Origin of the sequence: Streptomyces sp. NPDC005483, assembly GCF_040606035.1 — a bacterium.
Lineage (GTDB): Bacteria > Actinomycetota > Actinomycetes > Streptomycetales > Streptomycetaceae > Streptomyces.
Map to the genome: position 1 here is coordinate 16942 of NZ_JBEXEA010000003.1, position 22905 is coordinate 39846.

The window sequence follows — 22905 nt, forward strand, 5'->3', positions numbered from 1 at the left end:
CCGGTGGCGAGGCCAGGGCCTACCCCGGCGAGACACCGTGGCCCAGTGACGACGCACAGGCGCAAAGCGGCCACGCCGGGCGGCCCGGTGGCGAGGCCAGGGCCTACCCCGGCGAGACACCGTGGCCCAGTGACGACGCACAGGCGCAAAGCGGCCACGCCGGGCGGCCCGGTGGCGAGGTGGAGTCGGGGAGCGTTGAAGCCGGGAGGGGTCGCGGTGAGGGTGGGCCATACGGGGGTGAGGCGTCGGCGTACGGCGGTGAGGCCGGGCCGTATGTGCCCGGTGCGTCTTATCGGCCACCCAATCCGGCTACCAACCCGTACCTGCGGGTCCCGGAGGAGTTGCGGGAGCCGGAGGATGCGCGGCCCGGTGGCGACGGGCGAGCGCCCGGAGCTGACCGGCGGGCGCCGGGTCGTGAGGGGGCCAGGCGCGGGCCGCGCGGTGAGGATCATCGGGGGGAGCCGGAAGCGGAGAGCGGTGGACGCGGGGGCCGCGGTGAGAATCGTCGAGGAGAGCCGGGACCGGGAGGTTCTGGAGCGGCGGGTGGAGTGCCGCCTGGGCAGACGCCGCGATCGTCCGGTGGGTACGGGCAGGAGGAGGGGGCCGAGGGCAGCGGCCGGCCTCCGGAGGAGAGCGCTCGGCGTTGGGACGGACCACGTCGGCCTGACGGTGCACCGCCGCCCGACAACGACGACGTCTACGGCGCCCCGACGATGGCCCGCCCGATCGACCAGCCCCCTCGTCCACCGCAACGACCTCCCAGGCAGCGGCCCGGCGCCCGCCGACCGTCCTCCGGGGACGAGGGCCGGCAGTCGCCGCCACCGCCTCCTCCTCCCCCACCCCCACCGCCACCGCCACCCGGGAAGCCGAAGGGGCGGCGCTGACCCGGCACGGTGGCCCGCCCGTAAGGATCTCGCCACCCGCTCGACACCGAGTGTTCCGTGTCCGTCAGACGGACCGCGCGAGCAGAAGGCACTGGGTGCCGGATACGGTGGGAGCACCATGAGCGCTGAGCAGACCTCGTCCTCCGACGTCCCCACCCTTCTCGTCAAGATCTTCGGGAAGGACAGGCCGGGCATCACGGCCGGCCTCTTCGACACCCTCGCCGCCTACTCCGTCGACGTGGTCGACATCGAGCAGGTCGTCACGCGTGGCCGGATGGTGCTGTGCGCGCTCGTGACCGCGCCGCCGCGCGCGCTGGAGGGCGATCTGCGGGCGACCGTCCACAGCTGGGCCGAGTCGATCAAGATGCAGGCGGAGATCATCTCCGGTCTCGGTGACAACCGGCCCCGAGGGCTGGGACGTTCCCTGGTCACCGTGCTCGGTCACCCGCTCACCGCGGAGGCCACCGCAGCGATCGCCGCCAAGATCGCCAAGGCGGGCGGCAACATCGACCGTATCTTCCGGCTGGCCAAGTACCCGGTGACGGCCGTCGAGTTCGCGGTGTCCGGCGTGGAGACCGAGCCGCTGCGCACCGCCCTGGTGACGGACGCCGCCAAGTTCGGCGTGGACGTGGCCGTCGTGGCCGCCGGTCTGCATCGCAGGGCCCAGCGGCTGGTCGTCATGGACGTGGATTCCACGCTCATCCAGGACGAGGTGATCGAGCTCTTCGCCGCGCACGCCGGCTGCGAGGGCGAGGTCGCCGAGGTGACCGCGGCCGCAATGCGCGGTGAGCTGGACTTCGAGCAGTCGCTCCACGCGCGCGTGGCGCTGTTGGAGGGGCTGGACGCCTCGGTCGTCGACAAGGTGCGTTCCGAAGTACGGCTGACGCCGGGCGCGCGCACCCTCATCCGTACGCTGAAGCGGCTCGGCTTCCAAGTCGGTGTCGTCTCGGGCGGGTTCACCCAGGTCACCGATGATCTGAAGGAACGACTCGGGCTGGACTTCGCCCAGGCCAACACGCTGGAGATCGTCGACGGGAAGCTCACCGGCAAGGTCACCGGGGAGATCGTGGACCGCGCGGGCAAGGCGCGGCTGCTGCGCCGGTTCGCCGCCGAGGCGGGGGTGCCGCTGTCCCAGACGGTGGCGATCGGTGACGGCGCCAACGACCTGGACATGCTGAACGCGGCCGGGCTCGGGGTCGCCTTCAACGCCAAGCCGGTGGTGCGGGAGGCCGCGCACACCGCGGTGAACGTGCCCTTCCTCGACACGGTGCTGTATCTGCTGGGCGTCACCCGCGAAGAGGTCGAGGCGGCGGACGCGCACGAGGAGGACTGACCCCCGACGGCGGATCGGCGGGACGACCGATCAGCAGGACGACGGATCGGCTGGGCCCGGCACCACCACGGTGCCGGGCCCAGCCGTGTCGCGTGCGAGTGAGGGGTCGTCGTCAGTCGGTCGGCGCCCAGTAGTCGACGAGGGTGGCCACGCCGGGCTCCAGGGCCTTCCAGGGGCCGCTGAACGTCAGGACGGCGAAGGCTGCGGCGGGGAAGCCCCGGCTGCTCATCCGCTGGCGTGCGTCCCCTTCGGCGGCGCCCGCGAGGATGTCGGCGAGGCCCTGCACACCCGGGTTGTGGCCGATCAGGACGGCGTTGTGCAGGTCGTCCGGCGTCTCGTTCAGCACGGCGATCAGCTCGCCGGGGGAGGCCTCGTAGATCCGCTCCTCGTAGACCGTTTTCGGCCGGTGCGGGAACTCCTGCACGGCGAGCTTCCAGGTCTCACGGGTCCGGGTCGCGGTGGAGCAGAGGGCCAGGTCGAAGGGGATGCCGGAGTCGACCAGCCGTAGTCCGGCTTCCGCTGCATCTTTTCGGCCCCGGTCGGCGAGCGGCCGCTCGTGGTCGGCCACCTGCGGCCAGTCGGCTTTCGCATGCCGGAAAAGGACAATCCTGCGGGGATCTGCGACGCTCATGGGATCCAGCTTCGCATGAAACAGGCCATGGGGCGCAGGGAGTTGGCAGGCGGCTTCGCGGGTGCTCAGCGCGTTATGAGCTGCTGTACGCGCTCCAGGAACTGGGTGACGACGGGGTCACCGGAGGCCGCGTGCGCGTCGGAGGGGTTGAGGATGAGCGCCAGGAGGACGACGAAGGCGAGCGTCGGCAGTGCGAGCGCCCACCAGGGCAGCCGGATGTCGACGCCGCCCCGGGACGCCGGGTGGGGCGGGGTGTGCGTAGGGGCCGACATGAATGCCTCCGCTGGTCTTCGAGTCCTCCGTGATCCGCTTCTCGCGGTCACATCTCGAAGTTACGGAACCGGCGGCCCTCAACCCATCCGGTGATCCACCCAGTTGACCCTGACACTCGCCCCCTAGGGGACAGGGGGGTTAACCCCACCGTCGCACCGGGGAGCGGGTGGCCGGGTCAGGGCGAGGCGATCGTCGCGATGATCGCGATGATGATGAAGATGGCGAAGAACGAGCCGAAGACCAGCAGCATCTTCTTCTGGCCGTTCTGGGGGTTCGGGTCGAGCACTGGCATATGGCCAGTCTCGCACCCCGGTCTCTTACCCAGCCTGCCGGGGTGAGCTCAGCGGGCCGCCTCTTCCTCCACCGTACGGTCGCGGCCCGCCAGCACACCGACCGCCATCTGCGGGACCATCAGGCCGATCATGAGCGCGATCGGCAGGCCCCAGCCGCCGCTGTGCTGGTAGAGCACGCCCACCAGGAGCGGTCCCGGGATGGAGATCAGATAGCCGGTGCTCTGCGCGAACGCGGACAGCTGGGCGACGCCCGCGCCCGTTCTGGCACGCATCCCGACCATGGTGAGGGCCAGTGGGAAGGCGCAGTTGGAGACGCCGAGCAGGACGGCCCAGGCCCAGGCACCGGCGGCGGGGGCGAGGTACAGGCCCGCGTATCCGACGAGTCCGCAGACCCCGAGCGCGATCACGATCGGGCCCTGGTGCGGCAGCCTCGTGGCCACGCGCGGGATGACGAAGGCCAGCGGGACGCCCATCACCATCGTGACGGCCAGCAGCAGGCCGGCGGTGCTCGCGGGCACACCCGCGTCCCGGAAGATCTGCGCCATCCAGCCCATGGTGATGTAGGCGGCGGTGGCCTGGAGCCCGAAGAAGACGGCGAGCGCCCAGGCGGTCCGGCTCCGGGTGATCCGCAGCACGGGCGGCTCCACGCGTGCGTGCACGTGCCGGACGGGTCCGGCGCCGTCCACACGCGTGTGCACGCTCCGGTCCGCCTTCGGCTCCGTCGACGCGGGCCCCCGGTCCCGTACGAGCGGAATCCACGGCAGTACGGCCGCCGCGGCCAGCCCCGCCCACACCGCGAGCCCGGACTGCCAGCTCCCGCCCAGCGCCTCGGTCACCGGAACGGTCACGGCGGCCGCCGACGCGGTGCCGAGGGCCAGGGCCATCGAGTACAGGCCGGTCATGGAGCCGACCCGGTCCGGGAACCAGCGCTTGACGATGACCGGCATCAGGACGTTGCTGACGGCGATGCCCATGAGGGTGAGGGCGCTGGCGGCCAGGAAGCCCGCCGTGGAGCCCGTGTACGGCCGTATGAGCAGGCCCGCGGTGATGGCGACCATGCCCGCGCACACGACCGCGCCCGCGCCGAAGCGGCGGGCCAGACGCGGTGCGGTGACGCCGAAGACGGCGAAGCACAGCGGGGGCACCGAGGTGAGCAGGCCGGCCATGCTGCCGCTCATGCCGAGTCCGTCACGGACCTCTTCGAGGAGGGCGCCGAGGCTGGTGATGGCGGGGCGGAGGTTGAGGGCGGACAGCACGATGCCGACGACGACCAGGCGCACCGCCCACGCGCGTGTGGCGGGCGCCAGAGGTGCTTCTCCGGGTGGGGTCGCGGATATGCGTGCGCTCGTGGACTTCACTGTCCGGGTTTCCTCGCTTGCCATGTCCCCCATCATAGAATCATGGGATGATTGGTTGTCCATCCCCGGGACGTCCGCCGTCGTCCCGCCCGTGCGAAGGTGTGCCATGCCCCTGAGCCATCCGCGTCGCTCGGCGCTGTCCGAGCAGGTCATCGCCGCGCTGCGCAACCAGATCACCTCGGGTGAGTGGCCGGTCGGCTCCCGGATCCCGACGGAGCCCGAGCTGGTCGAGCAGCTGGGGGTCGCCCGCAACACCGTCCGCGAGGCCGTCAGGGCACTCGCGCACAACGGTCTGCTGGCCATCCGCCAGGGCTCGGGGACGTACGTCGTGGCGACCAGTGAGCTGGCGGGCGTGATGCACCGCAGGTTCGCCGACGCGGACCCCCGGCACATCGCCGAGCTGCGCTCCACCCTGGAGTCGTCCGCCGCGCGGCTGGCCGCCGAGCGGCGCACCGAGAAGGACCTCAAGCAGCTCGACGCGCTCCTGGTGCGGCGCGAGGAGGCCTGGGAGTCGGGCGATGCGGAGGCCTTCGTGACGGCGGACGCCACCTTCCACCTGGCCGTGGTGGCCGCCTCGCACAACGACGTGATGACCGAGATGTACGCGGACCTCGGAGAGGTGCTGCGGGACTGGCTGCGCGAGGACGTCGGCGAGGAGCTGACCCCGGAGACGTACATGGACCACACGCGGCTCGTCGACGCGATCCGCGCGGGCGACGCTTCGGCGGCTGCCGAGGAGGCGGCCGGCTATCCCTTCCTGTGCCGTCCGGGACGATTCAGCGCGCCAGCTTCCGGTGGCTGACCCACACCGAGCGGACCTCTTTCCAGCACCGGCCGGTCAGCCGCACGGTCTGCGCGGGCCCGACCCCGACCTCGGCGCCGTCGGTGTCGAGGTCCCACCAGCGGTCGCACTCGATGTGCAGGCGGACGCCGTCGGTGCGCGGATAGGGGTTGTGGCAGTAGGTGGTCACATGGGAGCCGGTGACCCTGCTGCGGCAGGAGGCTCCGAAGAGCTCCGAAGCGGCGGCTCCGGGCGCCTCCACGCGTGGGTGCGACGTCGCTTCGTCCGACATCGCTTCGGACGACATGGACATCACGAGACAGACGGCTGCGGTCACTGAGGCCAGACTGCGGGACAGGCGCACAAGGGGACCTCCTCGGCCGTACTGGGGAGGGAATCACGGGTGAACGCGTGATCCAGCGTGCCCAGTTGTGGCAGGTGCGCGCCCGGCCTGGTGGGCCGAACGGGTGAGGGCCCGCACCCGTGACAGGTGCGGGCCCTCAGCAGAAGTGCCCCAGCGGAAGCGCCTCCACGGACGCGTCAGGCGCCGATCGCGTGCAGGCCGCCGTCCACGTGGATGATCTCGCCCGTGGTCTTCGGGAACCAGTCGCTCAGCAGGGCGACGATGCCCTTGCCGGCCGGCTCCGGGTCCTTGAGGTCCCACTCCAGCGGGGAGCGGTCGTCCCACACGGCGGCCAGGTCGCTGAAGCCCGGGATGGACTTGGCGGCCATGGAGCCGATCGGACCGGCGGAGATGAGGTTGCAGCGGATGTTCTGCTTGCCCAGGTCACGGGCGATGTAACGGCTGGTGGCCTCCAGGGCGGCCTTGGCCGGGCCCATCCAGTCGTACTGCGGCCACGCGTACTGCGCGTCGAAGGTGAGGCCGACGACCGAGCCGCCGTTCTGCATCAGCGGCAGGCAGGCCATGGTGAGCGACTTCAGGGAGTACGCCGAGACGTGCATGGCCGTGGCGACCGACTCGAACGGCGTGTTCAGGAAGTTGCCGCCGAGCGCATCCTGCGGCGCGAAGCCGATGGAGTGCACGACGCCGTCGAGGCCGCCGAGCTCCTCGCCGACGACGTCGGCCAGGCGGCCCATGTGCTCGTCGTTGGTCACGTCGAGCTCGATGACCTTGGTGGGCTTGGGGAGCTTCCTGGCGATGCGCTCGGTCAGCGTGGGCCGCGGGAACGCGGTCAGGATGATCTCCGCGCCCTGCTCCTGGGCCAGCTTGGCGGCGTGGAAGGCGATGGAGGACTCCATCAGCACACCGGTGATCAGGACGCGCTTGCCCTCGAGAATTCCGCTCATGGTGTTCAGTGACCCATTCCCAGTCCGCCGTCAACGGGGATGACGGCTCCAGTGATGTACGAGGCGTCGTCCGAGGCGAGGAACCGCACCGTCGCGGCGACCTCCTCGGGCTGCGCGTAACGACCGAGCGGCACCTGCTTCACGATGCCCTCGCGCTGCTCGTCGGTGAGCACCTTGGTCATGTCGGTGTCGACGAAGCCGGGCGCGACGACGTTGAAGGTGATGTTGCGCGAGCCCAGCTCACGGGCGAGCGAGCGGGCGAAGCCGACCAGGGCGGCCTTGGAGGCGGCGTAGTTGGCCTGGCCGGGGCCGCCGTAGAGGCCGACGACCGAGGAGATCAGGACGACCCGGCCCTTCTTGGCGCGCAGCATGCCGCGGTTGGCGCGCTTGACCACGCGGAAGGTGCCGGTGAGGTTGGTGTCGACGACCGAGGTGAAGTCCTCCTCGGACATCCGCATCAGGAGCTGGTCCTTGGTGATGCCGGCGTTGGCGATCAGGACCTCGACCGGGCCGTGCTCGGCCTCGATCTCCTTGTATGCCTGCTCCACCTGCTCGGTGTCGGTGATGTCGCACTTGACGGCCAGGCAGCCCAATTCCGTCAGGGCGGCCGGCGGCTCACCCGAGCGGTACGTGATGGCGACCTTGTCGCCGGCATCGGCGAATGCGCGGGCGATGGCGAGGCCGATGCCCCGGTTGCCTCCGGTGACGAGAACCGAGCGGCTCAACGGATCACCCTTTCCATAGGGGTCTGACACCCGCCCGAACACCGTGGATGGCAGGCGGCTTCTCCGAAAACCTATCGGGCCACTCCCTCCCGAGGACATTCGGGCACCGACAGTGGCTTACGGGACTCGCTGTCGGGTCCCTACAGAAAGATGCCGGCAGCGGTCCCAAACGTGTGGTCCGCGCGCCGGTCACCGCGACATGATCGGAGCAGCCGTCGCCCACCCTCATGCCGGACGCTCACTACAACAGGACAGGAAGAGACCCAGGTGCCTCATACGATCGACGAAGCCTTCACAGCGCTTCCCCTACGTGCCCTCGCCGACGCCGCGCTGGCACGCGCGCGTGCGCTCGGGGCCGAGCACGCGGACTTCCGGTTCGAGCGGGTGCGCAGCGCGTCCTGGCGGCTGCGGGACGCCAAGCCGTCCGGGTCCTCGGACACCACCGACCTCGGGTACGCGGTGCGGGTCGTGCACGGCGGCACCTGGGGCTTCGCGTCGGGCGTGGACCTGACGCTGGACTCCGCCGCCAAGGTCGCCTCGCAGGCCGTGGCCATGGCGAAGCTCTCCGCCCAGGTGATCCGCGCGGCCGGGTCCGACGAGCGCGTCGAGCTGGCCGAAGAGCCCGTGCACGCCGACCGGACCTGGATCTCCTCGTACGAGATCGATCCGTTCTCCGTGCCCGACGAGGAGAAGGCGGCGCTGCTCGCGGACTGGAGCGCGCGGCTGCTGGGGGCGCACGGGGTCAACCATGTCGACGCCTCGCTGCTCACCGTGCACGAGAACAAGTTCTACGCCGACACCGCGGGCACGGTGACCACGCAGCAGCGGGTCCGGCTGCACCCGCAGCTGACCGCCGTGTCGGTCGACGAGTCCAGCGGCGAGTTCGACTCCATGCGGACCATCGCGCCGCCGGTCGGACGCGGCTGGGAGTACCTCACGGGCACCGGCTGGGACTGGGAGAGCGAACTGGAGCAGATCCCGGAGCTGCTCGCCGAGAAGATGCGGGCGCCCAGCGTCGAGGCGGGGCTGTACGACCTCGTCGTCGACCCGTCCAACCTGTGGCTGACCATCCACGAGTCCATCGGCCACGCCACCGAGCTGGACCGCGCCCTCGGCTACGAGGCCGCCTACGCCGGCACCTCCTTCGCCACCTTCGACCAGCTCGGCAAGCTGCGCTACGGCTCCGAGCTGATGAACGTCACCGGTGACCGCACCGCCGAGCACGGCCTCGCGACCATCGGCTACGACGACGAGGGCGTCGAGGGCCAGTCCTGGGATCTGGTGAAGGACGGCACCCTCGTCGGCTACCAGCTGGACCGGCGGATCGCGAAGCTGACCGGGTTCGAGCGGTCCAACGGGTGCGCCTACGCCGACTCCCCCGAGCATGTCCCGGTGCAGCGCATGGCCAACGTGTCGTTGCAGCCGGACCCGGCGGGCATGTCGACGGAGGATCTCATCGGCAGCGTGGACCGCGGCATCTACGTCGTCGGGGACCGGTCCTGGTCGATCGACATGCAGCGCTACAACTTCCAGTTCACCGGTCAGCGGTTCTTCAGGATCGAGAACGGGCGGATCACCGGGCAGCTGCGGGACGTCGCCTACCAGGCGACCACCACCGACTTCTGGGGCTCGATGGCCGCCGTGGGCGGCCCGCAGACCTACGTGCTCGGCGGCGCCTTCAACTGCGGCAAGGCCCAGCCGGGACAGGTCGCGGCGGTGTCGCACGGCTGCCCCTCGGCCCTCTTCAAGGGCGTCAACATTCTGAACACCACGCAGGAGGCCGGTCGATGAGCCCGCGTACCAACAAGCCGCACGAGATCGTCGAGCAGGCACTCGCGCTGTCCCGGGCCGACGGTTGTGTCGTGATCGCCGATGAGCAGTCGACCGCCAACCTGCGCTGGGCGGGCAACGCGCTCACCACGAACGGCGTCACGCGCGGGCGCACGCTCACGGTCATCGCGACCGTCGACGGCAAGGAGGGCACCGCCTCCGGTGTCGTCTCCCGGTCCGCGGTGACCGCGGACGAGCTGGAGCCGCTGGTGCGGGCCGCCGAGGCCGCCGCGCGCGGCGCCGCGCCCGCCGAGGACGCTCAGCCGCTGGTCACGGGCGTACCGGAGTCCCCCGACTTCACGGACGCGCCCACCGAGACCTCCTCGGCCGTCTTCGCCGACTTCGCGCCGGCGCTCGGCGAGTCCTTCGCACGCGCGCGTGCGGGCGGCCGCGAGCTGTACGGCTTCGCCAACCACGAGCTCGTCTCGACGTACCTGGGCACGTCCACGGGGCTGCGGCTGCGCCACGACCAGCCGAACGGCACGTTGGAGCTCAACGCCAAGTCACCGGACCGCACCCGCTCGGCCTGGGCCGGACGCTCCACGCGGGACTTCAAGGACGTCGACCCGGCGGCGCTGGACGCCGAGCTCGCCGTACGCCTCGGATGGGCCGAGCGGCGCGTCCCGCTGCCCGCGGGGCGGTACGAGACGCTGCTGCCGCCGACCGCGGTCGCCGACCTGCTGATCTACCAGCTGTGGTCCGCGTCCGGGCGGGACGCGACCGAGGGGCGGACGGTGTTCTCCAAGCCCGGCGGCGGCACCCGGGTCGGCGAGAGGCTGACCGAGCTGCCGCTGACCCTGCGCAGCGACCCGAACGAGCCCGGCCTGGAGTCCGCGCCCTTCGTGGTCGCGCACTCCTCCGGGGGCGACCAGTCGGTGTTCGACAACGGTCTGCCGGTCGCGGCCACCGACTGGATCCGCGAGGGCGAGCTGGCGCATCTGATGACCACCCGGCACGGCGCGGGCCTGACCGGGCTGCCCGTCGCCCCGGCGGCCGGCAACCTCGTCCTCGACGGCGGCTCGGACCTCTCCCTGGAGGAGATGGTCGCGAACACCACGCGCGGGCTGCTGCTGACCTGCCTCTGGTACATCCGCGAGGTCGACCCGGCGACGCTGCTGCTGACCGGGCTGACCCGGGACGGCGTGTATCTCGTCGAGAACGGCGAGGTGACCGGCGAGGTCAACAACTTCCGGTTCAACGAGTCGCCGGTCGGCGTGCTGGGGCGGGCGACGGAGGCGGGGCGGACGGAGAAGACGCTGCCGAGGGAGTGGAGCGACTACTTCACGAGGGCCGCCATGCCGGCGCTGCGGGTACCGGATTTCAATATGAGTTCTGTCAGTCAGGGCGTATAACCTCGTAGCCGGTAGTCACTCGACTGCCCGAGGACCTTTCGAGGAGATACGAGAACCGTGACGGACATCGTCGACGAGCTGAAGTGGCGTGGGCTGTGGGCCCTGTCCACTGACGAGGACGCTTTGCGCAAGGCGCTCGCGGACGGTCCCGTCACGTTCTATTGCGGTTTCGACCCCACCGCGGCCAGTCTCCACGTCGGCCACCTGGTGCAGGTCCTCACCATGCGCCGGCTCCAGCAGGCCGGTCTGCGCCCGCTGGCGCTGGTGGGCGGGGCGACCGGCCAGATCGGCGACCCGCGCCCCACCGCGGAGCGCACGCTGAACGACCCGGAGACGGTCGCGAACTGGGTGACCCGGCTGCGCGGGCAGATCGAGCCGTTCCTGTCCTTCGAGGGCGAGAACGCCGCGGTCATGGTGAACAACCTGGACTGGACGGCCGGGATGTCGGCCATCGAGTTCCTGCGGGACATCGGCAAGCACTTCCGCGTCAACAAGATGCTCACCAAGGACTCGGTCGCACGCCGGCTGGAGTCCCAGGAGGGCATCAGCTACACGGAGTTCAGCTACCAGCTGCTCCAGGGCATGGACTTCCTCGAGCTGTACCGGCGGTACGGCTGCACGCTCCAGCAGGGCGGCAGCGACCAGTGGGGCAACCTCACGGCAGGGCTGGACCTGATCCACCGGCTGGAGCCCGACGCCTCCGTGCACTGTCTGGCCACGCCGCTGATGGTCAAGGCGGACGGCACCAAGTTCGGCAAGACCGAGGGCGGCGCCGTCTGGCTCGACCCGGAGATGACGACGCCGTACGCGTTCTACCAGTTCTGGCTGAACGTGGACGACCGGGACATCTCGACGTACCTGCGCATCCTGTCCTTCAGGTCCCGCGAGGAGCTGGAGGAGCTGGAGAAGCAGACCGAGGAGCGTCCGCAGGCCCGGGCCGCCCAGCGGGCGCTGGCGGAGGAGCTGACGACGCTGGTGCACGGCGCCGACCAGACGGCCGCGGTGATCGCCGCCTCGAAGGCGCTCTTCGGGCAGGGTGAGCTGGCGGAACTGGACGAGCGGACGCTGACCGCCGCGCTCTCGGAGGTACCGCACATCCAGGTCTCCGAGCTCGGTGCGGTGGTGGATCTGTTCGCCGAGGTCGGCCTGGTGGCCAGCAAGTCGGCCGCGCGGCGCACGGTGAAGGAGGGCGGGGCCTACGTGAACAACGTCAAGGTCGCGGCCGAGGACGCCGTACCCGCCAGGGAGGACCTGCTGCACGGTCGCTGGCTGGTGCTGCGCCGGGGCAAGAAGAACCTGGCCGCGGTCGAGGTCACGTCCGCTTAGGTCTCGGCACGGCAGAAGGGGGCGCCCCTCCTCACAGAGGGCGCCCCCTTCGTCGTACGGCTCTCAGGCCCGCCGCTGTTTCCTCTTGCCCAGCGTCGCCACGTAGAGCATGTCGCCGACGGCGACGATGATGATCGCGGCGATGAGCTGGAAGGCGTGGCGGCTCCAGTCGATGCCGGGCGTCTCGTCCACGCCGAACCCGCGAGCCATGGCGTTGCCGGCGATGGCGCCGAGCATGCCGAAGATGGTGGTCAGCCAGAGGGGACTGTGCTGCTTGCCGGGGATGATCGCCTTCGCGATCAGGCCCAGCACGAATCCCACGATGATCGCCCACAACCAGCCCATGGCTGCCTCCTCGTACGGCTCTACGTGAGCATTACGGCCAGTGTCGGTCCGTTCGCACTACGCCGCATGTCGGGTACGCCTGTACGTGCCGGGAGCGAGGCCGTTGGCCCTGGCGGCAGGGGCCCCGGTCTCGTAGGCGGCGCAGGCGCGGCGTAACGTGGTAGTTGTCCGGGTCCGGTACCTCCAGCGGGTACGGAGCGGATGTGGAGCGGGGAGAGTCCGATGCGGGCGGATGGTGGAATGTGATGCGGAAGCAGCATGGCGGCGGCAGCGCCCAGGTGTTCCGGATCACCGGAGCCCGGACGAGCCTCCAGGAGGACGTGCGCGGACGTCAGCGCCGGTACGTCATCTCGATGACGGTCCGTACGCTGTCGGTGGTGCTCGCGGCCACGCTCTGGAACGTCGAACGGCACGTCGCGATCGTCGCGCTGGTACTGGGGGCCGTTCTGCCCTATATCGCCGTCGTCATCGCCAACGCGGGGCGCGAGAACGCGCCTTCGCTGCCCTCGACCTTCGTGACCGCTCCGACCCGGCCGATGATCATGCCGCCGCGCGCGGACGGGGACTTCGCGGAACCCGCTCCGGAAGACGGTGCGGGCGGGGCGGCGTCGGGTGCCCGGGGTGAATCGCGCGAGCGGACGTGACAGGTCTGCTGGGCGCCAAGCTCAAGAAAAGCTCAGATCAATCATGTTGTTCCAGTGCCGGGCCAAGGGTTACCCGTGACATACTTCGTACGCGCTCCGCATCCCCCGTCGGAGCGACAGACCGACGCCGGGCAGCTCCCCCCGTGGCTGCTCGGCGTCGCCTTTTCAAGCTGACGGCTTCCGGCTGACTGTCACGCTTGGACGCACCTCCGCATCCCCCACTGCTCATGCGCCAGGAGGATTCGTATGCTCACAATCTGGCAAAATGTCAGGTTTGTCACTGCAGTCACGGTGCTCGTCCCCCTGGCCTTCGTGTGCCTCACCCTGCTCGTGCTCGGCCTGGCCGTTCTGGTGCTGCCCACGTCACGCCACCCGAGCGCGTTTCGCGCGATGGGGATTCTGCGGCAGGTCGTCGAGGTGTTGGTGTCCGGGCGTCGGGCGACCGCTCGGAATGCGTGACGCCGGCCTCGGTTAGGGTCGTCGGCGTGAATCTGAATGCTCCCGGCTCCGAACCCGACTCTCCCGTGTGCTCCGCGAAGGGCTGCCGTGTCGACGCCGTGTGGGTGCTCGCGTGGAACAACCCGAAGATCCACACGCCGGAGCGGCGAAAGACATGGCTGGCCTGTGAGGAGCACCGGGAGCACCTGTCGCAGTTCCTCGGGGTGCGGGGTTTCCTCAAGGACGTCGTGAAGTTCGAGGACTGGCGGGCGCCCGAGGGGGCCTAGCCTCCGATCGCGGACATCGGCCGGTCCGGCTGGACGAATGTCGGGTCGTCCAGGCCCGCGCCGGCCTTCTTGCCCCACATCGCCTCGCGCCAGATACGCGCGATCTCGTCGTCGCCGGCGTCCGAGCGCAGTGCTGCTCGCAGGTCGGTCTCCTCGCGGGCGAAGAGGCAGGTGCGTATCTGGCCGTCGGCGGTGAGGCGGGTGCGGTCGCAGGCCGCGCAGAACGGGCGGGTGACCGAGGCGATGACGCCGACCACATGCGGGCCGCCGTCGACCAGCCAGCGCTCCGCGGGGGCCGAGCCGCGCTTCTCGGCACCTTCCTCGGTGAGCTCGAAGCGGGTGCGCAGGGAGGTCAGGATGTCCCCGGCGGTGATCATGCCGTCGCGCTTCCAGCCGTGCTGGGCGTCCAGGGGCATCTGCTCGATGAAGCGCAGTTCGTAGTCGTGCTCCACGGCCCAGGCCAGCAGGTCCGGGGCCTCGTCGTCGTTGAGCCCCGGCATGAGGACGGAGTTCACCTTGACGGGGGTCAGGCCCGTCTCGCGGGCGGCGTCCAGGCCCTCCAGGACGTCCCGGTGGCGGTCGCGGCGGGTGAGGGTCTTGAAGACGTCCGGACGCAGGGTGTCGAGGGAGACGTTGACCCGGTCCAGGCCCGCCGCCTTCAACGCGGGCGCGGTGCGCTTGAGACCTATGCCGTTCGTCGTCAGGGACATCTGGGGGCGCGGCTCCAGGGCCGCCACCCGCTCCACGATGCCGACCAGGCCGGGGCGCAGCAGGGGCTCACCACCGGTGAAGCGGACCTCCTCGATCCCGAGGGAGGTGACGGCGATGTCGATCAGGCGGACGATCTCGTCGTCGGTGAGCAGGTCGGGCTTGGCCAGCCACTGCAGGCCCTCTTCCGGCATGCAGTAGGTGCACCGCAGATTGCACCGGTCGGTCAGCGAGACGCGCAGGTCGGTGGCCTGCCGGCCATAGGTGTCGATGAGCACGTGGGCCCCCTCCCTCGTCGCGGATAAGTGCCGGCCTCATCTTCTTCCGACACCTGCGAGCCTACGTGACGTCACTGACAACGACAGTGCCCGTTCCCACCACGTACGAAGCGGCCGCCTCGTAGGGATCTACGAGGCGGCCGCTCGAGGGGCGTGTCAGTGGGCTCCGGTACCGGTCAGCGACCGGACCTCCAGCTCCGCGTACTTGCCCTTGTCCGGCTCCTCCTTGGAGAGGTAGGTGCCGATGATGCCGAGCAGGAAGCCGACCGGGATCGAGATGATGCCCGGGTTCTCCAGCGGGAACCAGTGGAAGTCGACGTCCGGGAACATCGAGCTGGGCTTGCCGGAGACGACCGGCGAGAACAGCACCAGGCCGACCGCCGTGACGAGACCGCCGTAGATCGACCACAGGGCGCCGCTGGTGGTGAACCGCTTCCAGAAGAGGCTGTAGATGATCGTGGGCAGGTTCGCCGAGGCGGCGACCGCGAAGGCGAGGGCGACGAGGCCGGCGACGTTGAGGTCGCGGGCGAGGGCGCCCAGCAGGATGGAGACCGCGCCGATACCGACGGTCGCCCAGCGGGCCGCGCTCATCTCCTGCTTCTCGGTGGCCTGCCCCCGCTTGATGACGTTCGCGTAGATGTCGTGCGCGAAGGACGAGGAGGAGGCCAGGGTGAGGCCGGCGACGACGGCGAGGATGGTGGCGAAGGCGACCGCCGAGATGGTGGCGAGCAGGATCGCGCCCCAGTTGGAGTCGACGCCGCCCAGATGCAGGGCCAGCAGGGGCGCCGCCGTGTTGCCCGCCTTGTTGGAGGCGATGATCTCGTCCGGCTTGATGAGCGCGGCGGCGCCGAAGCCGAGGGCGAGGGTCATCAGGTAGAAGGCGCCGATGAGGCCGATGGCCCAGATGACCGACTTACGGGCGGCCTTGGCGGTGGGCACCGTGTAGAAGCGGATCAGGATGTGCGGCAGACCGGCGGTGCCGAGGACCAGGGCGATGCCGAGCGAGATGAAGTCCAGCTTGGTGGTGCCGGTGGCGCCGTACTTCAGGCCCGGCTCCAGGAAGGCCGCTCCCTTGCCGCTGTTGTCGGCGGCGGAGCCCAGCAGGTCGGAGACGTTGAAGTCGAACTTCAGCAGCACCAGGAAGGTCAGCAGCAGGGCGCCCGCGATCAGCAGGACCGCCTTGACCATCTGGACCCAGGTGGTGCCCTTCATGCCGCCGATGGTCACGTACACGATCATCAGGACGCCGACGAGGGCGACCACGCCGATCTTGCCCGCGTCGCTGGTGATGCCGAGGAGCAGGGAGACCAGGACGCCCGCGCCCGCCATCTGGGCCAGCAGGTAGAAGATCGAGACCACGATGGTGGAGGTGCCGGCCGCGGTACGCACCGGGCGCTGGCGCATCCGGTAGGCGAGGACGTCGCCCATCGTGTAGCGGCCGGAGTTGCGCAGCGGTTCGGCGACCAGGAGCAGGGCCACGAGCCAGGCGACCAGGAAGCCGACGGAGTACAGGAAGCCGTCGTAGCCGAAGAGGGCGATGGCGCCCGCGATGCCGAGGAAGGACGCGGCGGACATGTAGTCGCCGGAGACGGCGAGGCCGTTCTGGAAGCCGGTGAACTGGCGTCCGCCCGCGTAGAAGTCGGCCGCGTCCTTGGTCTGCCGTCCGGCCCAGACCGTGATGACGAGGGTCGCGAGGACGAAGACCGCGAACAGGCTGATGATCAGCGGGCGGTGCTCGCCGGCCTCGCCGGCCGCCAGGGTGATCGCGGGGCTCATGCGCCGCCCTCCATCCGGGACTTGATGGCGTCGGCCTTGGGGTCGAAGCGGGCGGCAGCGGTCCGCGCGTACCACCAGGCGATGAGGAACGTGGTGAGGAACTGGGCGAGGCCCAGGACCAGAGCGACGTTGATGTTGCCGACGACCTTGGTGCCCATGAAGTCGCCCGCATAGTTGGACAGCAGGACGTACAGCAGGTACCAGGCGATGAAGCCGACGGTCAGCGGAAAGGCGAAGGAGCGGTAGGAGCGGCGCAGTTCACCGAACTCCGCGCTCTCCTGCACCTCGGTGAACTCCTCGGTGGTGGGGAGTTTGTGCGTCTCTTTCGCGGGTGGCGGTGCGTCGGTGGCCACGGAGTCTCCTCGCGTTGCGGGTGCGGTTGTGACGGGGATCGGGGGCGAGTGTTCTCGCGTTCCCTGTTCAAGGTCACGGCGCCGCGCTGGCCCCGGTTCAACTCGCTTTGCTTCTTTCCGAACTCGTCTTGGGGAAGTCATTGCTGGCCAGCGACTCCGGGAGATAGCTTCGGCCTGCACCACCCGTCATGTACCTGCCCGAGCGACACCTGTGTCTCGGGCCGGTTTCGTTTCCGGATGATGTGGAGACCCCATGTCCCAGCCGCGCTCCAGACGTTCGAGACGTTCGATACGTTCAAAACACAGCCTCGCGCTCGCCGTGCCCGTCGTGCTGTCCCTCACGGCCTCGCTCGGCTTCCTGCCCTCGGCCGCCTCGGCCGCGCCCTCCGCGCAGACCACGGCCCAGGCCGCGGACGCGACGAACCTGTCGTACGTCGTCAACACCAAGGTGGACCACCGCACGATCGCGTCGGTGAAGAAGGCGATCCCCACGGCCGGCGGCACCGTCGTGATCGCGTACGAGAAGATCGGCGTGATCGTCGTCCACTCCTCCGCGCCGGACTTCGCCCAGAAGATCCGCACGGTGCGCGGGGTGCAGTCGGCCGGCGCCACCCGCACCTCGGCGCTGACACCGGCGGGCACAACGGACGAGGGCGCGGTCCAGGTCCTGTCGGACGCGCAGGCCGCGAAGGTCGCGAGGGCCTCGGCCGCCGCGCCGGAGAGCGAGCCCCTCGAGGCCGACCAGTGGGACCTGCGCGCGATAGGCGCCGACAAGGCCGCCAGGATCAACCCCGGCAGCCGCAAGGTGACCGTCGCCGTGATCGACACCGGCGTCGACGACACCCACCCCGACATCGCGCCGAACTTCTCCGCCGCCCAGTCCGCCAACTGCGACGGCGGTGTCCCGGACACCAGTCCGGGCGCCTGGCGGCCGTACACCGCGGCCGACTACCACGGCACGCATGTGGCCGGTGAGATCGCCGCGGCCCGCAACGGCATCGGCGTGGCCGGGGTCGCGCCCGGCGTGAAGGTGTCGGCCATCAATGTGACCGACCGCAGCAACGGCCTCTTCTACCCGGAGAGCGTCGTGTGCGCGTTCGTGTTCGCCGCCGACCACGGCGTCGAGATCACCAACAACAGCTACTACGTTGATCCATGGCTGTACAACTGCATGGACGATCCGGATCAGCGGGCCATTGTTGATTCAGTCAATAGGGCGCAGCTGTACGCCCAGAAGAAGGGCACGCTCAGCCTGGCGTCGGCGGGCAACTCCAACGACGACCTGGACTCCGACGCGATCGTCGACGCCTCCAGCCCCGACGACTCCACCGCGGTGGAGCGGACCGTCGACCCGCACGAGTGCTTCGACGTGCCGACGCAGCTGCCGGGCGTCGTCACGGTCAGCGCGACGGGCGTCAAGAACCTCAAGTCGTACTACTCCTCGTACGGCAAGGGCGTCATCGACGTCGCGGCGCCCGGTGGCGACCGGCTCTACCAGATCCCGGACACGCCGTCGCAGAACGGCCGCATCCTGTCCACCCTGCCGAACGGCGAGTACGGCTTCCTGCAGGGCACCTCGATGGCCTCCCCGCACGCCTCGGGCGTCGCCGCGCTGCTGAAGTCGACGCACCCCAAGGCGAGCCCCGCCCAGCTGCAGGCGCTGCTGAAGGCGCAGGCGGACGCCACGAGCTGCCCGGCCTCCTACGACCAGGACGGCGACGGCACGCAGGACGCGGTGTGCGAGGGCGGCACCCGGGCCAACGGGTTCTACGGCTTCGGCATCGTCAACGCGCTGCGCGCGGTCAAGTGACCCGCCGGTCAAGTGACTTCGCACGAATGCACCACCCGCACGGACCGCTTGCACCGAGAACGAACTGGAGAGATTCTCATCATGACTGGGCCTCACGCGCGCTATCGGCGCACGCTCGCGATCCCGCTCGGTATGGCCATCGCGACGGCCATGGCGTTCCTGCCGGGCGCCACCGCGTCCGCGACCGGCCTGTCCGGCACCGCTGCCGGCGCCACCGGTTCCGTCAGTGACATCCTCGCCGCCGCCGACGCGGACGGGACGGCGCTCAGCTACGTCGTCAACGTCCGCCCCGGGCAGGGTCCTTCCGCCCAGGTGAAGAAGGCCGTCGCCCAGGCCGGCAGCACGATCGTGACGTCGTACGACCAGATCGGCGTGATCGTCGTCCACTCGTCGAACCCCGACTTCGCCAAGACGATCCGCAAGGTCCGCGGGGTCGAGTCGGCGGGCAACACGCGCAACGCGCCGCTGCCCGCGCAGTCGACGACCGACGAGGGGACGCCGAAGGCGCTCAGCGCGGCGCAGATGGCCGCGGCGCAGTCGGCCGCCGACGCCGGCCAGGACCCGCTGGAGTCGTTGCAGTGGGACCTGCCCGCCATCAAGGCGGACAAGGCGCACGAGAAGTCGCTCGGCAGCAGCAAGGTGACCGTCGCCGTGATCGACACCGGCGTGGACGACACCCACCCGGACCTCGCGCCGAACTTCGACCGGGCCGCCTCCGTCAACTGCGTGACGGGCAAGCCGGACACCACCGACGGGGCGTGGCGGCCGAGCGCCGCGGAGAGCCCGCACGGCACGCACGTGGCCGGTGAGATCGCGGCCGCCAAGAACGGCGTCGGAATGACGGGCGTGGCACCGGGTGTGAAGGTGGCGGGCATCAAGGTGGCGACCACCGCCGGCTACTTCTACACGGAGGCCGTGGTCTGCGGCTTCATGTGGGCGGCCACGCATGGCGTCGACGTCACCAACAACAGCTACTACACCGACCCGTGGTACTTCAACTGCACCGACGACCCGGACCAGAAGGCCCTCGTGGACGCGGTCACCCGGGCCTCGCGGTACGCGGAGAAGCGGGGTGTGGTCAACGTGGCCGCGGCCGGCAACGAGAACTACGACCTCGCGGCCGACGAGATCACCGACCCGGTCTCGCCGAACGACGGCACGCCCTCGGACCGGGTGATCGACCCGTCGGAGTGCTTCGACATACCGACCCAGCTGCCGGGTGTCGTGACGGTCGCGGCGACCGGCGCCAAGGGCATCAAGTCGTCCTTCTCCAACTACGGCCTGGGCGTCATCGACGTCGCCGCGCCCGGCGGTGACTCGACGGCCTACCAGACGCCCGCGCCCCCCGCGACCAGCGGACTGATCCTGGGCACGCTGCCCGGCGGCAAGTGGGGCTACATGGCCGGTACGTCGATGGCCTCGCCGCACGTCGCGGCCGTGGCCGCCCTGATCAAGTCGACGCACCCGTACGCCCCGTCGGCCCTGGTGAAGGCGCTGCTGTACGCCGAAGCCGACGCCACGCCGTGCACGGACCCGTACGACATCAACGGCGACGGCAAGGTCGACGCGGTGTGCGAGGGGTCCAAGAACCGCAACGGCTTCTACGGCTGGGGCACCGTGGACGCACTGGACGCGGTGACGAAGTAGCGGTCCAGAACGATCAAGACACCTCCATATATTGATCGAGTCAATACTGCATAGTGCAGTCATGACTGGAATCAAGTTTGTGGTGCGGGAGGGTGCTCTGCAGGGGCGCCTTCCCGTGCAGCGGCCGGCGCGAGCCTGTGTGGGCGAGTGCGCGTCGGCCGCCGCGGAACTCGGGGCGCGGCGGGCCGGACTCGCCGAGGTGCCGGCGGTGCGGGTGGACGACGGGGCGGTCGCCACCGCCTTCCTGAGTGAGCGCCATCTGTCGATCGACGGTCGCGCGCCGGTCAGCTTCGCACCGCTGTCCCGGTTCTGGCGGACGGCGGACGGGTGGGTGCGGACGCACGCGAACTACCCGCACCACCGTGCGCGGCTGCTCGACGCGCTGGGAGTGCCGGAGGACCCGGCGGCCGTCGAGGCGGCGCTCGCCGAGCGGTCCGCGCTGGACGTCGAGGAAGCCGTGTACGCGGCCGGGGGTCTCGCCGTCGCCCTGCGCTCACCCGAGGAGTGGGCCTCGCACCCGCAGGCGGCCGAGGTGGCGAAACGGCCGCTGGTCGAACGAGGACGACTGGACACGGCACGCGCACGTACCTTCGAACCGATCGCCACCTCTCCCCTGCTGCCGATGGCCGGTCTGCGCGTCCTGGATCTGACCCGGGTGCTCGCGGGCCCGGTCGCCACCCGCACACTCGCCCTGCTCGGCGCGGACGTCCTGCGCCTGGACCCGCCCGGGCTCCCCGAACTGCCGGACCAGCACGCCGACACGGGCTTCGGGAAGCGGTCGGCGACGCTCGACCTGGCCACCGGCCGGGAGACCTTCGAGGAGCTGCTCGCGGAGGCGGACGTGGTCGTCACCGGGTACCGGCCGGGCGCCCTGGACCGGTTCGGGCTGTCCGCCGAGGCGCTGGCGGAGCGGCGGCCCGGGGTGGTCGTCGCGCAGTTGTCGGCGTGGGGCGCGTACGGGCCCTGGCGTGAACGGCGGGGCTTCGACAGCCTCGTACAGGCGGCCACCGGGATCGCCGTGCTGGAGGGTTCGACGGAGCGGCCGGGCGCGCTGCCCGCGCAGGCCCTCGACCACGGCACGGGCTATCTGCTGGCGGCGGCCGTGTTGCGGGCGCTGACCGAGCAGTCGTACGAGGGCGGGAGCCGGTTCGTGCAGCTGGCGCTCGCGCGGACGGCCTGGTGGCTGACGAGCGGTGGGGACGGCATGGGCGGCATGGCCTCGGGGGACACCGAGAGCGGCCCCTACGACGGTCCCGGGCCCTGGCTGGCGGAGACGGACAGTGGACTCGGACGGCTGCGGTACGCACTGTCGCCGGTCGCCTTCGAGGGCGGCCCGGTGGACTGGGTCCGGCCGCCGGTGCCGTGGGGCACCGATGCCGCGCGCTGGCGCTGAGCGGGCCTGAACCGACAGCGGCATCGGAAACGTCCGTATGGGTGGACTGCCGTAGCACCACTTGTTTCCCTGCAGTTGCCCGGTTCTGTCCGTTGTGGCCAAGATCGTGGGGTGACCCTGATAAGACCCCCCTCCGAGATGACCGACGCGGGTGGCCGTCGGCGGCGTCCCGGCACCGGCCGGGCGGTCGCCGTCCTCGTGCTGGCGCTGCTGGCCCTGGCGATACCGCTGTTCGGGCCGTCCGCCGCGCTGCACGGCACCGGGGAGGCCGCCGCGCCCGGGGCCGGCGGGGTGGCCCTGCTGCGGGCGGTGCTCTTCGCGGCGCTGTGTGTGCCCCTGGGTGAGCTGTTCGTGGGCCGGCTGGCCCGCTCGGTGCCCGGCGCTCCCCTGGACGACCTGGCCGTTCCGCGCTCCTGGGCTCCTTACGCGACCGCCGCCGGTTTCGTCGCCGCGCTGGGCCTGGCGTCGGTCGTGGCGACCGGCAACCTGGTGCCCCACAGCCTCTCCGGGATCGACGTCGGCGGCCTGTACGCGTCACGCGACGGCCAGGTGGCCCTCCTGGAGGTCAACGCGTTCCTGGTGGCCGCTCTGTGCGCCCGTTCGGGCCGCCCGGCCCTCCAGGTGTGGCCCCTGTCGGCCGTGGTGGCGGCGGAGGCGCTGCGCGCGCATCCCGCGGCCGAGCACAGTGCGCTGGTGGGCTCCGGGCTGACGGTGGTTCACCTGACGTGCGCGGCGCTGTGGGTGGGCGGCCTGCTGCATGTGCTGCGGACGCTGCGCCGCTGGGGCCCCGCGGAGCCGGGCGCGGCGCTGCTCGGACTCTACGCGCGCGTGGCGGCCGTTCTGCTTGCCGCCGTCTCCGCGACCGGTGTGTGGAGTTCGCTGCGCCGGATGCCGCCCGACACGATCCTGGAGCAGCTGACGGACACGGCGTACGGACGCACTCTGCTCGCCAAGGTGCTCCTCGTGGCGGTCGTCGCCGCGCTCGCCCTGTGGGCCCGGACCCGGCTGCGCCGCGCCCCCGACCCCCTGACCGCCTGTGCCCCCGCGCGCGTGGAGGTCGTCGCCCTGGGGCTGGTGGTCGTGGTGTCGGGGCTGCTGACGGCGCTGCCGCTGCCGATCCGCTGGTGAAGCC

Annotated in this window: 23 protein-coding genes; 12 read left to right on the plus strand and 11 right to left on the minus strand. The window is 70.7% G+C overall.

What is annotated here, in order from left to right; all coding sequences use genetic code 11:
• Positions 1 to 1002: 1002 nt before the first annotated feature.
• On the plus strand, positions 1003 to 2217 hold the full coding sequence (gene serB, locus ABZT06_RS06170; RefSeq protein WP_355735615.1) for a phosphoserine phosphatase SerB: 1215 nt from the start codon (positions 1003 to 1005) through the stop codon (positions 2215 to 2217).
• Between the two features lie 112 nt (positions 2218 to 2329).
• On the opposite strand, the gene ABZT06_RS06175 is transcribed toward serB, so the two are convergent.
• The 4 genes from ABZT06_RS06175 to ABZT06_RS06190 form a co-directional block, all read right to left on the minus strand.
• Positions 2330 to 2848, minus strand: coding sequence for a histidine phosphatase family protein (locus tag ABZT06_RS06175; protein ID WP_355735617.1), 519 nt, complete (start codon positions 2846 to 2848; stop codon positions 2330 to 2332).
• A 65-nt stretch (positions 2849 to 2913) separates the two neighbouring features.
• Positions 2914 to 3120, minus strand: coding sequence for a hypothetical protein (locus ABZT06_RS06180; protein ID WP_355735620.1), 207 nt, complete (start codon positions 3118 to 3120; stop codon positions 2914 to 2916).
• Positions 3121 to 3296: 176 nt separating this feature from the next.
• Positions 3297 to 3413, minus strand: coding sequence for an SGM_5486 family transporter-associated protein (locus ABZT06_RS06185; protein ID WP_352390406.1), 117 nt, complete (start codon positions 3411 to 3413; stop codon positions 3297 to 3299).
• Between the two features lie 48 nt (positions 3414 to 3461).
• Positions 3462 to 4808: a CynX/NimT family MFS transporter gene (locus ABZT06_RS06190; protein ID WP_355735624.1), complete on the minus strand. Its 1347-nt coding sequence runs from the start codon at positions 4806 to 4808 to the stop codon at positions 3462 to 3464.
• A gap of 70 nt (positions 4809 to 4878) precedes the next feature.
• Between ABZT06_RS06190 and ABZT06_RS06195 the strand changes: the two genes are divergently transcribed.
• The gene (locus tag ABZT06_RS06195; protein WP_355735627.1) at positions 4879 to 5574 is read left to right on the plus strand and encodes a FadR/GntR family transcriptional regulator; all 696 of its coding nucleotides are present in this window, start codon (positions 4879 to 4881) and stop codon (positions 5572 to 5574) included.
• On the opposite strand, the gene ABZT06_RS06200 is transcribed toward ABZT06_RS06195, so the two are convergent.
• The 3 genes from ABZT06_RS06200 to fabG all read right to left on the minus strand — a co-directional run bounded on the left by ABZT06_RS06200 (position 5549) and on the right by fabG (position 7586).
• Positions 5549 to 5917, minus strand: a complete 369-nt coding sequence (locus tag ABZT06_RS06200) for a hypothetical protein (protein WP_355735630.1) — start codon at positions 5915 to 5917, stop codon at positions 5549 to 5551. The genes ABZT06_RS06195 and ABZT06_RS06200 overlap by 26 nt on opposite strands.
• Before the next feature lie 176 nt (positions 5918 to 6093).
• Complete coding sequence (gene fabI, locus ABZT06_RS06205; RefSeq protein WP_355735633.1) at positions 6094 to 6861, minus strand: enoyl-ACP reductase FabI; 768 nt, start codon at positions 6859 to 6861, stop codon at positions 6094 to 6096.
• 5 nt (positions 6862 to 6866) lie between these two features.
• Positions 6867 to 7586, minus strand: a complete 720-nt coding sequence (gene fabG / locus ABZT06_RS06210; RefSeq protein ID WP_355735636.1) for a 3-oxoacyl-[acyl-carrier-protein] reductase — start codon at positions 7584 to 7586, stop codon at positions 6867 to 6869.
• A 267-nt stretch (positions 7587 to 7853) separates the two neighbouring features.
• On the opposite strand from fabG, the gene ABZT06_RS06215 reads away from it, so the two are divergent.
• Genes ABZT06_RS06215 through tyrS form a run of 3 tightly spaced genes read left to right on the plus strand, consistent with a single transcriptional unit; the run spans position 7854 to position 12094 of the window.
• Positions 7854 to 9377 carry a TldD/PmbA family protein gene (locus ABZT06_RS06215; protein WP_355735639.1) on the plus strand — a complete coding sequence of 508 codons (1524 nt, stop codon included), beginning with the start codon at positions 7854 to 7856 and terminating at the stop codon, positions 9375 to 9377.
• Entirely contained in the window at positions 9374 to 10768 is a 1395-nt protein-coding gene (locus ABZT06_RS06220) for a metallopeptidase TldD-related protein (protein WP_355735642.1), read from the plus strand. The genes ABZT06_RS06215 and ABZT06_RS06220 overlap by 4 nt, the downstream gene beginning before the upstream one ends.
• Before the next feature lie 57 nt (positions 10769 to 10825).
• Positions 10826 to 12094, plus strand: a complete 1269-nt coding sequence (tyrS, locus tag ABZT06_RS06225; protein ID WP_355735645.1) for a tyrosine--tRNA ligase — start codon at positions 10826 to 10828, stop codon at positions 12092 to 12094.
• Between the two features lie 63 nt (positions 12095 to 12157).
• Here the strand turns inward: tyrS and ABZT06_RS06230 are convergent, their stop codons facing one another.
• Complete coding sequence (locus ABZT06_RS06230) at positions 12158 to 12439, minus strand: GlsB/YeaQ/YmgE family stress response membrane protein (protein ID WP_355735648.1); 282 nt, start codon at positions 12437 to 12439, stop codon at positions 12158 to 12160.
• A 245-nt stretch (positions 12440 to 12684) separates the two neighbouring features.
• On the opposite strand from ABZT06_RS06230, the gene ABZT06_RS06235 reads away from it, so the two are divergent.
• The 3 genes from ABZT06_RS06235 (at position 12685) to ABZT06_RS06245 (ending at position 13808) form a co-directional block, all read left to right on the plus strand.
• A complete protein-coding gene (locus tag ABZT06_RS06235) occupies positions 12685 to 13083 on the plus strand; it encodes a DUF3099 domain-containing protein (RefSeq protein ID WP_355735651.1) in 399 nt (132 codons plus the stop codon).
• 246 nt (positions 13084 to 13329) lie between these two features.
• Positions 13330 to 13542: a hypothetical protein gene (locus ABZT06_RS06240; RefSeq protein ID WP_355735654.1), complete on the plus strand. Its 213-nt coding sequence runs from the start codon at positions 13330 to 13332 to the stop codon at positions 13540 to 13542.
• Between the two features lie 26 nt (positions 13543 to 13568).
• Entirely contained in the window at positions 13569 to 13808 is a 240-nt protein-coding gene (locus ABZT06_RS06245; RefSeq protein ID WP_355735657.1) for a hypothetical protein, read from the plus strand.
• Here the strand turns inward: ABZT06_RS06245 and moaA are convergent.
• The 3 genes from moaA to ABZT06_RS06260 form a co-directional block, all read right to left on the minus strand.
• Positions 13805 to 14794: a GTP 3',8-cyclase MoaA gene (gene moaA / locus ABZT06_RS06250; RefSeq protein WP_355735660.1), complete on the minus strand. Its 990-nt coding sequence runs from the start codon at positions 14792 to 14794 to the stop codon at positions 13805 to 13807. The genes ABZT06_RS06245 and moaA overlap by 4 nt on opposite strands.
• A 156-nt stretch (positions 14795 to 14950) precedes the next feature.
• A complete protein-coding gene (locus tag ABZT06_RS06255; RefSeq protein WP_355735663.1) occupies positions 14951 to 16570 on the minus strand; it encodes a cation acetate symporter in 1620 nt (539 codons plus the stop codon).
• Positions 16567 to 16923, minus strand: a complete 357-nt coding sequence (locus ABZT06_RS06260; protein ID WP_355735666.1) for a DUF485 domain-containing protein — start codon at positions 16921 to 16923, stop codon at positions 16567 to 16569. The genes ABZT06_RS06255 and ABZT06_RS06260 overlap by 4 nt, the downstream gene beginning before the upstream one ends.
• A gap of 253 nt (positions 16924 to 17176) precedes the next feature.
• Here ABZT06_RS06260 and ABZT06_RS06265 point away from each other — a divergent pair, with 253 nt between their 5' ends.
• The 4 genes from ABZT06_RS06265 (at position 17177) to ABZT06_RS06280 (ending at position 22901) form a co-directional block, all read left to right on the plus strand.
• Positions 17177 to 18733 carry a S8 family serine peptidase gene (locus tag ABZT06_RS06265; protein WP_355735669.1) on the plus strand — a complete coding sequence of 519 codons (1557 nt, stop codon included), beginning with the start codon at positions 17177 to 17179 and terminating at the stop codon, positions 18731 to 18733.
• Between the two features lie 81 nt (positions 18734 to 18814).
• Positions 18815 to 20380 (plus strand): S8 family serine peptidase, encoded by a 1566-nt coding sequence (locus ABZT06_RS06270; protein WP_355735672.1) that lies wholly within the window; start codon positions 18815 to 18817, stop codon positions 20378 to 20380.
• Between the two features lie 61 nt (positions 20381 to 20441).
• Complete coding sequence (locus tag ABZT06_RS06275; protein ID WP_355735674.1) at positions 20442 to 21773, plus strand: CoA transferase; 1332 nt, start codon at positions 20442 to 20444, stop codon at positions 21771 to 21773.
• A gap of 111 nt (positions 21774 to 21884) precedes the next feature.
• On the plus strand, positions 21885 to 22901 hold the full coding sequence (locus tag ABZT06_RS06280; protein WP_355735676.1) for a CopD family protein: 1017 nt from the start codon (positions 21885 to 21887) through the stop codon (positions 22899 to 22901).
• The last annotated feature ends 4 nt before the right edge of the window (positions 22902 to 22905 follow it).

Excerpts from the sequence above, each read along its gene's own strand:
- ABZT06_RS06185 (WP_352390406.1), bottom strand. The coding sequence starts at position 3,413 with ATGCCAGTGCTCGACCCGAACCCCCAGAACGGCCAGAAGAAGATGCTG.
- ABZT06_RS06240 (WP_355735654.1), top strand. The coding sequence starts at position 13,330 with ATGCTCACAATCTGGCAAAATGTCAGGTTTGTCACTGCAGTCACGGTG.
- fabI (WP_355735633.1), bottom strand. The coding sequence starts at position 6,861 with ATGAGCGGAATTCTCGAGGGCAAGCGCGTCCTGATCACCGGTGTGCTG.
- ABZT06_RS06230 (WP_355735648.1), bottom strand. The coding sequence starts at position 12,439 with ATGGGCTGGTTGTGGGCGATCATCGTGGGATTCGTGCTGGGCCTGATC.
- ABZT06_RS06180 (WP_355735620.1), bottom strand. The coding sequence starts at position 3,120 with ATGTCGGCCCCTACGCACACCCCGCCCCACCCGGCGTCCCGGGGCGGC.
- ABZT06_RS06235 (WP_355735651.1), top strand. The coding sequence starts at position 12,685 with ATGCGGAAGCAGCATGGCGGCGGCAGCGCCCAGGTGTTCCGGATCACC.
- ABZT06_RS06175 (WP_355735617.1), bottom strand. The coding sequence starts at position 2,848 with ATGAGCGTCGCAGATCCCCGCAGGATTGTCCTTTTCCGGCATGCGAAA.
- serB (WP_355735615.1), top strand. The coding sequence starts at position 1,003 with ATGAGCGCTGAGCAGACCTCGTCCTCCGACGTCCCCACCCTTCTCGTC.
- ABZT06_RS06220 (WP_355735642.1), top strand. The coding sequence starts at position 9,374 with ATGAGCCCGCGTACCAACAAGCCGCACGAGATCGTCGAGCAGGCACTC.
- ABZT06_RS06270 (WP_355735672.1), top strand. The coding sequence starts at position 18,815 with ATGACTGGGCCTCACGCGCGCTATCGGCGCACGCTCGCGATCCCGCTC.
- ABZT06_RS06195 (WP_355735627.1), top strand. The coding sequence starts at position 4,879 with ATGCCCCTGAGCCATCCGCGTCGCTCGGCGCTGTCCGAGCAGGTCATC.
- ABZT06_RS06265 (WP_355735669.1), top strand. The coding sequence starts at position 17,177 with ATGTCCCAGCCGCGCTCCAGACGTTCGAGACGTTCGATACGTTCAAAA.
- ABZT06_RS06275 (WP_355735674.1), top strand. The coding sequence starts at position 20,442 with ATGACTGGAATCAAGTTTGTGGTGCGGGAGGGTGCTCTGCAGGGGCGC.
- ABZT06_RS06190 (WP_355735624.1), bottom strand. The coding sequence starts at position 4,808 with ATGATGGGGGACATGGCAAGCGAGGAAACCCGGACAGTGAAGTCCACG.
- ABZT06_RS06255 (WP_355735663.1), bottom strand. The coding sequence starts at position 16,570 with ATGAGCCCCGCGATCACCCTGGCGGCCGGCGAGGCCGGCGAGCACCGC.